General features: G+C 43.5%; 1 protein-coding gene. It reads right to left on the bottom strand.

Annotated features, from left to right (window positions below; genetic code table 11):
* Positions 1-223, bottom strand: a 223-nt coding sequence (locus tag C661_RS24140; RefSeq protein ID WP_041877988.1) for a hypothetical protein, incomplete at both ends; no start/stop codon positions are given.

Genomic DNA, 223 nt, shown 5'->3' with positions numbered 1-223 from the left:
ATCGCCACTTGAAAGCGGGAGTCGGCCTGATCATAATTGGTACTGACTCCGTAGTATGTTGATGCGATCATACAGAACTTCTCTTGCCACTCCTCAGAGTCAGAAAGCTGAAGTATGTAATCAAATTGATCTGAGCTAAATACTGGCCTATCTTTTACAATCCACTCCTTCAGGTCGTCTCCGTGCTTGAAAATGTTCTCCTTTACAAACCAACCAGCAGTTT

This window comes from Clostridium tunisiense TJ, assembly GCF_000300195.1.
GTDB classification, from domain to species: Bacteria; Bacillota; Clostridia; order Clostridiales; family Clostridiaceae; genus Clostridium_J; species Clostridium_J tunisiense.
The sequence above is the reverse complement of the archived record's forward strand: the minus strand, read 5'-3'. Positions and strand labels throughout refer to the sequence as shown.